Annotated in this window: 1 protein-coding gene; it reads left to right on the forward strand. The window is 52.8% G+C overall.

Translation table 11 applies throughout. The annotated features are described in order from the left end of the window. The first annotated feature begins 243 nt into the window (after nucleotides 1–243). Nucleotides 244–1698, forward strand: coding sequence for an integrase core domain-containing protein (locus tag HMPREF3149_RS06780; protein WP_070537218.1), 1455 nt, complete (start codon nucleotides 244–246; stop codon nucleotides 1696–1698). Nucleotides 1699–2065: the final 367 nt, after the last annotated feature.

The raw sequence follows: 2065 nt of genomic DNA on the forward strand, positions 1-2065 counted from the left end.
GGAGACTTCGACATGCGCAAAGCCACCGCATCCACCACCCCAGACGACTAAGACTAACGGTCCGGGCCGACGCACCCCTCGGCCTGGTACCAACTACCCGGAACACGACAGTACCGAGTCCCCAGAATGTTATGTGTCACTACCTTTTGCGCGCTTAAGGTCATGACATTGTTTACACCTAATGTCATGACATTGTGCACAGTTTCGTGACCTTTTATGCTGTGTGTCGGACACAATCGGATAATGAGTAAGGCAATTCCTCCGGAGATTCGCCGGAAAATTATTGAGTTCGACCCCTTCGACGGTCACGGTCTATCTATCACCGCGTTTTGTGAACAGTTGAAGATCTCCCGCCGCACGTTCTACAACATCCGTGCCCGATACGATGAGGAAGCAGGTGCCGCGTTGCATCCGCATTCCAGCGCCCCGATCACGCCAGCAAGGACCTACGACGAGCACGTGACCACAGCACTGCTTGTGATCCGGAAGCGTTTGAAAACCCAGGGCTGGGACTATGGTCCCATCTCCATTCGGTTTGAAGGTATTGCATCAGGAGAGCTAGCAGATCCGGTGCCGTCCGTATCCACGATTGCTCGCCTGTTGCGTGCGGCAGGAGCTGTGGAATCAAACCCGAAGAAACGCCCCAAGATCACCCGTGTTCGTTTCCAGCGTGGTCAAGCCATGCACATGTGGCAAATTGATGGGTTTTACTATCGCCTCCACGACGACAAACGAACACCTGTCACCATCTATCAAATCATCGATGACGCTACCCGCTTCGATGTCGGTACCTGCGCCTATGCGGCACACGAAAACTCTAAAGATGCCACAGATGCTGTACGCAAGGCCATTGCCACCTTTGGTGCCCCGCATGAACTTCTCAGTGATAATGGGGCTGCTTTTAACCAGCTACGCAACGGTGTTGTTGGCCCCTTGGAGGCCTACCTGGCATCGGTTGGGTGCTTGAGTATTTCCGGCAGGCCACGCAACCCGCAAACTCAAGGTAAAGACGAGCGTTCACACCGCACACTGTTTAGATTCTTGGAGGCACACAAACCAAAAACACTGAAGCAGTGCGAGGTGCTGATTGATAAGTATCGAGATCAATACAATAACCGGCGACCACACCAGGGCCTTCCAGAGTGTGTCACCCCGGCCACAGCGTGGCACCTTGTTGGGGTTGTGCCACCTCAAGACCCGATCCCACTGGAGGTGCTAAAGCAGAAAGCAGAAAACTACGCGCTTCAACGTGGTAACGCTTACCTCACCTCGGGGGTTATCCGCCAGGATGAAAAACCACCACGTCCAAAACGAAACGGTGGAGTCACAGGTTATTCACGTCCCAGTATTGCTGACTCAGATGACGACGGTTTCGATACGGTGACTGTCACTGAAGCTAATCAGATGGTGTTTTTCCAAGGGATGCGCATTGCTGTTCCCCGATCGATGAGAAACAGAAGTTTCCACCGCACAGTCACAGAAAGCGAACTTGGCTTTTGGGATGCCGAAGACGGTGAACTCGCTTTGTCGATCTCGATCCCGCTTCCCGTGGTCGCTATCGCAAAGACAACGGCATACATCAACTCCTACAACATCAAAGGCGTGTGGATGAAGGATCCACCCAAACAATGGCGTATCAAACACGAAAAAGCCCAAAAACGATTCGCCACCATTAGCCCAGACAAACTACTCCACTAAACACGCAGGACTGTGCACACACCCATGGGACACAGTGTGCACAACCTCCTGACACCCAGTGTGCACAACCTGATGACACTCACCGTGCACGAGGTGCTGACACTTTACACCGAGTCCCCAGAACACCGGTACCAAAAACTCGCATCTGACAATGGCAAAGCAGTTTGCTCGTCGTCGTTTCAGACGACGGACATCTCGAAAGCGTCTCATTCTTAATGAGCGACCAAGTCCGGTTGTTTTAACCGCCGACGCCTTAGGTTCCTGTTTCGTGGAAGCTCGTGTAGGCGTAGAACTATTTGCGTTTTAATGGGCTGGTTCTTGGAATAACCGCTTAAGTGGCTCTTCCGGTTTCGGAGTGCGTAGCGGG

The sequence above is a fragment of the Corynebacterium sp. HMSC05E07 genome (assembly GCF_001807225.1).
Taxonomy (GTDB): Bacteria; Actinomycetota; Actinomycetes; order Mycobacteriales; family Mycobacteriaceae; genus Corynebacterium; species Corynebacterium singulare.

What these genes read in the sequence shown, in the direction of transcription:
- HMPREF3149_RS06780 (WP_070537218.1), top strand. Translation starts at nt 244, where the DNA reads ATGAGTAAGGCAATTCCTCCGGAGATTCGCCGGAAAATTATTGAGTTC.